The 6,388-nt window shown below is 74.0% G+C and carries 6 protein-coding genes; 1 reads left to right on the top strand and 5 read right to left on the bottom strand.

Annotated features, from left to right (window positions below; all coding sequences use genetic code 11):
* From EAO70_RS03310 to EAO70_RS03290, 5 genes are all read right to left on the bottom strand, one after another.
* Positions 1-1,357: ABC transporter substrate-binding protein (locus tag EAO70_RS03310; RefSeq protein WP_261992620.1), on the bottom strand; the 1,357-nt coding region annotated here is incomplete at its 3' end.
* A complete protein-coding gene (locus EAO70_RS03305; protein ID WP_402112065.1) occupies positions 1,354-2,490 on the bottom strand; it encodes a branched-chain amino acid ABC transporter permease in 1,137 nt (378 codons plus the stop codon). The genes EAO70_RS03305 and EAO70_RS03310, both read right to left, overlap by 4 nt.
* On the bottom strand, positions 2,483-3,373 hold the full coding sequence (locus EAO70_RS03300; RefSeq protein ID WP_148001529.1) for a branched-chain amino acid ABC transporter permease: 891 nt from the start codon (positions 3,371-3,373) through the stop codon (positions 2,483-2,485). Before EAO70_RS03300 ends, EAO70_RS03305 begins: the two co-directional genes overlap by 8 nt.
* Positions 3,370-4,167 carry an ABC transporter ATP-binding protein gene (locus tag EAO70_RS03295; protein ID WP_148001530.1) on the bottom strand — a complete coding sequence of 266 codons (798 nt, stop codon included), beginning with the start codon at positions 4,165-4,167 and terminating at the stop codon, positions 3,370-3,372. Before EAO70_RS03295 ends, EAO70_RS03300 begins: the two co-directional genes overlap by 4 nt.
* Before the next feature lie 44 nt (positions 4,168-4,211).
* Complete coding sequence (locus EAO70_RS03290) at positions 4,212-5,030, bottom strand: ABC transporter ATP-binding protein (RefSeq protein WP_148001528.1); 819 nt, start codon at positions 5,028-5,030, stop codon at positions 4,212-4,214.
* A gap of 205 nt (positions 5,031-5,235) precedes the next feature.
* Between EAO70_RS03290 and EAO70_RS03285 the strand changes: the two genes are divergently transcribed.
* Positions 5,236-6,388 (top strand): PucR family transcriptional regulator (locus EAO70_RS03285; protein ID WP_148001527.1); only part of this gene is annotated, 1,153 nt, incomplete at its 3' end.

Genomic DNA, 6,388 nt, shown 5'->3' with positions numbered 1-6,388 from the left:
CCTCGGCACCCAGGCCGGACCCGCGCTGGAGAAGATGTACTGGTTCGCCTCCCCGAGCCTCCCCATCGGCGCCGACACCCCCACCGCGAAGAAACTCGTCGCCGACTACCGGGCCGCCTACCCGAGCGACTCCCTCGACAACGGCATCGTCGCCGGGGACCTTCTTGTCGGGCTGGATGATGACGGACTCCCGGGACGACGGGGCCTTGGGGTCGCCGAGGTCGTGGCTCATCCCGAAGCCGGCGTCGTACGACGTCAGGGTCAGAAGCGCCTTGTCGACGCCGTCGCGGGTGAGGTCCTTGCTCGCGCAGGCCTTCTTCAGGGCCTCGCCGAAGACACTCGCCGCGGTCCAGCCGGCGACGATGCCGTTGTCGAGGGAGTCGCTCGGGTAGGCGGCCCGGTAGTCGGCGACGAGTTTCTTCGCGGTGGGGGTGTCGGCGCCGATGGGGAGGCTCGGGGAGGCGAACCAGTACATCTTCTCCAGCGCGGGTCCGGCCTGGGTGCCGAGGAGCTGCGGGGCGAAGGCCGAGTTGTTGCCGACGACGGGCACCTTGAGGCCGGTGGCGGCGGCGACGCCGACGAGGGAGGCGGCCTGGCGGGGGCCGGCGCTGATGACGACGGCCTTGACCCCGGCCTGCTTGAGCGCCGCGACCTGCGCCGACATGTCGTTGTCGGTGGGCTTGATCTTCTGCTCGACGACGGTCAGGCCGGCCTTCTCCGCCGCGTACTTCGAGCCCTTGAGCGCGTTCTCGCCGTAGTCGCCCTCGAAGTAGACGTGGCCGAGCTTGTCGCCGGACCTGAGGCCCTTCTCCGTCAGGAGGAAGTCGACGGCGTTGATGGTCTCGACGTCGTACGTGGCGCCCAGGACGCGGATGTACGGGGAGCCGAGCAGGGAGGCGGACCAGGCCTGCGGGAGGACGAGGCCCTTGTCCTTGACGTCCACCCGGGGCTTGACGGCGGCGACGAACGGGGAGCCGATGAACTGGGTGTAGCCGACGACCTTCGGCTCCAGCTCGGTGTAGGCGGCGAGGGCCTTCTGGGGGTCGTAGCCGTGGTCGCGGACCGTCAGCTCCAGCTGCCGGCCGCAGATGCCGCCGGCGGCGTTGACCTGCTTCACGTACAGCTGCTGGGCCTGGGTGACGCTCTTGCCGAGGGTCGCGTACACGCCGGTCATGTCGGTGAGGGCGCCGAGCGAGATGGTCGTGTCGGTGACGCCCTCGCCGGTCTTCACCCCGCCGGCCCCGGTCTGCTCGCCGTCGCCGGTCTTCGCCTTGGAGCTGCATCCGGCGGCGGTGAGGGCGACCAGTGCGGCGAGCGCGGCGGTCAGGCCCCGCACGGCCTGTCGTCTGTGGTTCATCGTGCCTCCCCTGAGGGTTCGGTGGTGGTCGGGGTGTGCGTGGGGTTCTCGGGGCCCGTACCGCTTCGGGATCTCCCGGGCCCGCGGGCTGCCAGCCGGGCCAGGCCGCCGGGCAGGAACAGCACCACCGCGACGACGGCGGCGCCGTACAGGTAGCGCGCGGCCTCCCCCGGTGCGATGCCGCCGGTCCCCGGGGCGGAGACCAGCGGGAGGGCGTCGCTGTAGCGGTTGAGGAGCTGCGGGAGGAGCGAGACGAAGACGCCGCCGGCGACCGCGCCCGCGACCGAGCCGAGACCGCCGATGACGATCATGGCGAGGTATTCGAGGGAGAGCGCCATGCCGAAGTACTCCGGGACCGTGCGCTGGAAGACCAGGGCGAGCAGGACGCCGGCGAGGCCCGCGTACATGGAGGACAGGACGAAGACGGCGGCACGGAGCCGGGCGACCGGGATGCCCATGACCCCGGCCGCGATCCGGTGGTCCCGGATGGCGTTCATCGCGCGCCCGGGGCGCCCCCGGAGGACCCCGCGGGCGAACAGCACCCCGCCGAGGAGCAGCGCGAGCCCGAGGTACCAGAGCTTCTCCACCGCGCCGAACGGCACCTGGGCGACGAGGAGTTCGGTGTCGTCGAAGGTGAGGCCGAAGAGCGAGAGCGGCGGGACCGCGCGGCCGTTGTAGCCGCCCGTCAGGTCGTGGGCGTTGAAGAGGACGTGCTGCCCGATGAAGATCAGCGCGAGGGTGGCGATGCCGAGGTACGCGCCCCGCAGCCGGCCCGCGATGGGGCTGAACACCCCGCCGGCCAGGCCCGAGAGGGCGACGGCGAGGACGGCGGCGAGCCAGCCGGGCAGGCCGAGGCCGGCCAGCCCGTCGGTGCCGTCGCCGGCGAGGGCGCAGTAGCCGTAGGCCCCCACCGCGAGGAAGAACGCGTGGCCCATGGAGAGCTGTCCGGTGGCCCCGGTCAGCAGGTTGATGCCGATCGCGCCGATCGCGGCGGCCATCGCGAACAGTCCGGCCTGGAGCCAGAACCGGTCCAGGTAGAAGGGCAGGACGAGGAGGACGAGGCAGGCGGCCGCCCCTCCGTACACCGCGGGGGTCGCGACGCGCGGCCCGCTCCGGGCGAGGGTCTCAGACACGGGCGAGCTCCTTCGTGCCGAACAGTCCGGCCGGGCGGATCAGGAGGACCGCGACCATGACGAGGTACGGGGCGAGGTCGCCGATCCCCCGGCCCAGGAACGCCAGGTCGCTCTGGTAGCCGGTGGCGAGGGACTCGGTGATGCCGACCAGGAGGCCGCCGACGAGGGCTCCCGTGGTGGAGTCGAGACCGCCGAGGATCGCGGCGGGAAATGCCTTGAGCGCGGCGAGCGAGGTGGCCCGCTCCAGGCCCGGGGTCGGGAAGACGGTGAGGAAGAGCGCGGCGACGGCCGCGAGGCCGCCGGCGACCGCCCAGGCCCCGATCGAGACCCGGCCGAGCCGGATGCCCATGAGGGCGGCGGTCTCCTGGTTCTCGGCGGCGGCCCGCATGGCGACGCCCCAGGCGGTGTACCGGAAGGCGAGCAGGAAGGCCGTGATGAGGAGGGCCGCGGCGAGCAGCGCGGCGATCCGGGTCTGCGCCACGGTGACCCCGCCGACGGTGACGACGGCGTCCCCCCAGGGATCGCCGAGGGCCAGGATGTCGGTGCCGATGCGCCGGGTCAGCTCGGTGGCGAGGAGGATGTCGACGCCGATGGTGACGATGGCGAGGACGCTGTGGTCGGCCCCGCGGTGGCGGCGCATCACGAGGAACTCGACGGCGGCGCCGACCACGGCCGCGCCGGCGATGCCGGTGAGCAGGGCGGGCCAGAAGCCGATCTCGTCGTGGAGGACGGCGGTGAGGTAGCCGCCGGCCAGCAGGAGCGAGGCGTGGGCGAAGTTGACCACCTCGGTGGCCCGGAAGATGATCACGAAACCGAGGGCGATGAGGGCGTAGATCGAGCCCAGGGAGACGCCGTTGATCAGGAACTCGGCGAAGGTGCTCACGCGGCGGACTCCTCTCCGAGGTAGGCGCGGACGACCGCCGGGTCGTTCTGGACGTCGCCGGGGGCGCCGTCGGCGATCCGGCGGCCGAAGTCGAGGACGGTGACGGAGTCGGCGAGCCGCATCACCAGGCCCATGTCGTGCTCGACGAGGAGCACCGAGATGCCGAGGCTGTCCCGGACCCCGGCGATCACCGACGCGGTACGGCGGCGCTCGTCCGCGGTCATCCCGGCGACGGGCTCGTCGAGGAGCAGCAGCCGGGGCTCCATGCAGAGCGCGCGGGCCAGTTCGGCGAGCTTCTGCTGCCCGTACGGGAGGGAGCCCGCCGGCCGCCCGAGCTGCCGCTCCAGGCCGACGAAGGCGGCGATCTCCCGGACCCTGGCGCGGTGGCGCGCCTCCTCGCGGGCGGCCGAGGGGAGGCGGAGCCCGGCGGCGAGGAACCCGGTGCGGGTCAGCCGGTGGCGGCCGAGCATCAGGCTGTCCTCGACGGTGGCGCGGGGCGGGAGGGCCAGGTTCTGGAAGATCCGGCCGACGCCGAGGTCGGCGATCCGGTGCGGGGGCAGGGCGGTCAGCTCGTGCGGACCGAGACGGACGGAGCCCTCGGTGGCGCGGTAGACGCCGGAGAGGACGTTGAAGCAGGTGGACTTGCCCGCGCCGTTGGGCCCGATGAGGGCGTGCACGGTGCCGGGGCGGACGGTGAAGTCGACGGCGTCGAGGGCGGTGAGGCCGGCGAAGCGGACGGTGAGGCCGCGGACGGTGAGGGCGGGGATGTCGGGCATCTCGATCCCGATGCGCATCGCCTCCTCGGCCTCCTGCCAGTGCTGGTGTGGGGGCGGCGCGGTCATCGGGTGTCCTCCCAGCGGGACAGGACCGGGTGCGCGGTCCGGGCGCGGGCCGCGTCGGCGGCGGCGTCCTCGTCGACCACGCCCAGGTAGCGGCGGCGCACCTCGTCGGAGGCGGCGAGTTCGGCGGCGGGGCCGGAGAGGGTGACCTCGCCGACCTCCAGGACGTACGCGCGGGAGGCCAGCCGCAGGGCGAGCGCCGCGTTCTGCTCGACGAGCAGCACGGCCGTGCCCTGGGCGTTGATCTCCCGGACGGCGTCCGCGATCCGGGCCGCCATCAGCGGGGCGAGCCCGAGCGAGGGTTCGTCGAGCAGGAGCAGGCCGGGCGCGGCCATCAGGGCGCGGCCGACGGCCAGCATCTGCTGCTCGCCGCCGGAGAGCAGTCCCGCGGGCTGCCGGGCGCGTTCCGCGAGGACCGGGAAGAGCTCGTGGACCCGGCGGAGGGAGGCCGTCCGCGCCGCCCGTCCGCCGCGGCTGCCGAGCGCTCCGGCCCGCAGGTTGTCCTCGACCGACATACGGGCGAAGACCTGGCGGCCCTCGGGCACCTGGGAGACGCCGGCCGCGACGACGCGGTCCGGCGGCAGGCCGTCGAGCGGCCGGCCGTCGCGGCTCACCGTGCCGGAGACCACGGCGCCGCCGTGGAACCGGAGGGTGCGCGACACCGCCCGCAGCAGGGTCGACTTGCCGGCTCCGTTGGCCCCGAGGACGGTGACGACCTCGCCCGCGGGCACGGTCAGCGACACCCGCCGCAAGGCGCGCACCGGCCCGTATCCCGCCGTCAGGTCCGTCACCTGGAGGGCGGGTGCGGTACCTCCCATGGTTCCCCACTTCCGGTCGGCCCGGCCGGTCCCTGTCACCCGGCCGTTCGATGGCGCTCACCCCAGCACCGCGCCGGACCGCCCGTCCACGGTCCGCGGCCGAATCGCTGCCGGTGACCAGCGGGCGCGTCGCAGGGCTGTGCATGCGCACAACGCTGCGCGTCAGGCCTGTCGGGAGGGGGTCCGGGCGGTGGATCCTCCGGGCATGGGACGGCGCAGACGGCGGACCGGCGACGACTGGAAGGTGCTCGCGCAGGCGTGCACGACGCTTCTTGAGCGGGTGCCGGAACTGGTGGACGAGCATCTGAGGGAACTCCACGCGTACGAGCCCGCCTACGGGCGGATCCTCCCGTACGACCAGCACTGGCAGGAGGCCGAGGAGGCGATGCGCATCGGGATCGAGATGATCTCGGCGCCCCGGAACTCGCCCCGGCGGGACCTGGAGCACGCGGACGCGATGGGGCGGCGGCGGGCCGCGCAGGGCATGCCGCTCGAACTGGTCGTGCACGCGTACCGGCACGCCGGGCATCTGGTGTGGGACGCGCTCATGGAGGGCGCGGGGGCGGACACCGGGCAGCTGGCGGCACTGATGCAGTCGGCGACGACGGTGTGGTCGGCGGTGGACGCGCAGGCGGACACGGCGTCGGAGGCGTACCGGACGACGGAGCTCGAACTGCGCCGCCGGACGGACGAGCAGCTCCAGGCCCTCCTCGACGCCCTGCTCCAGGGCCGGGGCTCGCCCGAGCTGGTGGCGCGGGCGGCGGCGGGCCTGGACCTGCCGGAGCTGGGGCGGTACGCGGTGGTGGTGCTGCGCTACGACCGGCGCGAGGAGCGGGAGCCGTTCCACCGGCAGGTGCAGGGCGAGGGAGTGCGGTTCCTGTGGCGGATGGGCGCGGACGCCGAGCTGGGGGTGGTGGCGCTCGCCGGGGACACCGGACTGGACGCGCTGTCGGAGCTGCTCGACGGGCGGTGCCCCGGTCCCGGCGGGATCAGTCCGGTGGTGGTGGGCCTGACCGAGCTGGGCCGGGCGCGGCGGCTCGCCGAACTGGCGCTGCGGACGTGTCCGCCGGGGAGCCGTGAGATCGTCCGGCTGGACCGGCGGATGGCGGGCGCGCTCGTGGTGGGCCAGCCGGAGGTGGCGAACCTGCTGGTCTCGGACGTACTGGGCGGCCTGCTGGAACTGGACCCGGCGGACCGGGCGGTCCTCCTGGAGACGCTGGACGCGTGGCTGGAGTGCGAGGGGTCGGCGGGGCGGGCGGCGGGCCGGCTGTACTGCCACCGCAACACGGTCTTCAACCGCCTGCGGCGCCTGGAACAACTGACGTCCCGGTCGCTGTCCCGACCGCGGGACCTCACGG

It is taken from the genome of Streptomyces sp. adm13(2018) (assembly GCF_008042145.1).
Taxonomy (GTDB): Bacteria; Actinomycetota; Actinomycetes; order Streptomycetales; family Streptomycetaceae; genus Streptomyces.
This window is presented reverse-complemented; position numbering and strand designations above follow the sequence as displayed.

What these genes read in the sequence shown, in the direction of transcription:
- EAO70_RS03295 (WP_148001530.1), bottom strand. Translation starts at nt 4,167, where the DNA reads ATGCGCATCGGGATCGAGATGCCCGACATCCCCGCCCTCACCGTCCGC.
- EAO70_RS03290 (WP_148001528.1), bottom strand. Translation starts at nt 5,030, where the DNA reads ATGGGAGGTACCGCACCCGCCCTCCAGGTGACGGACCTGACGGCGGGA.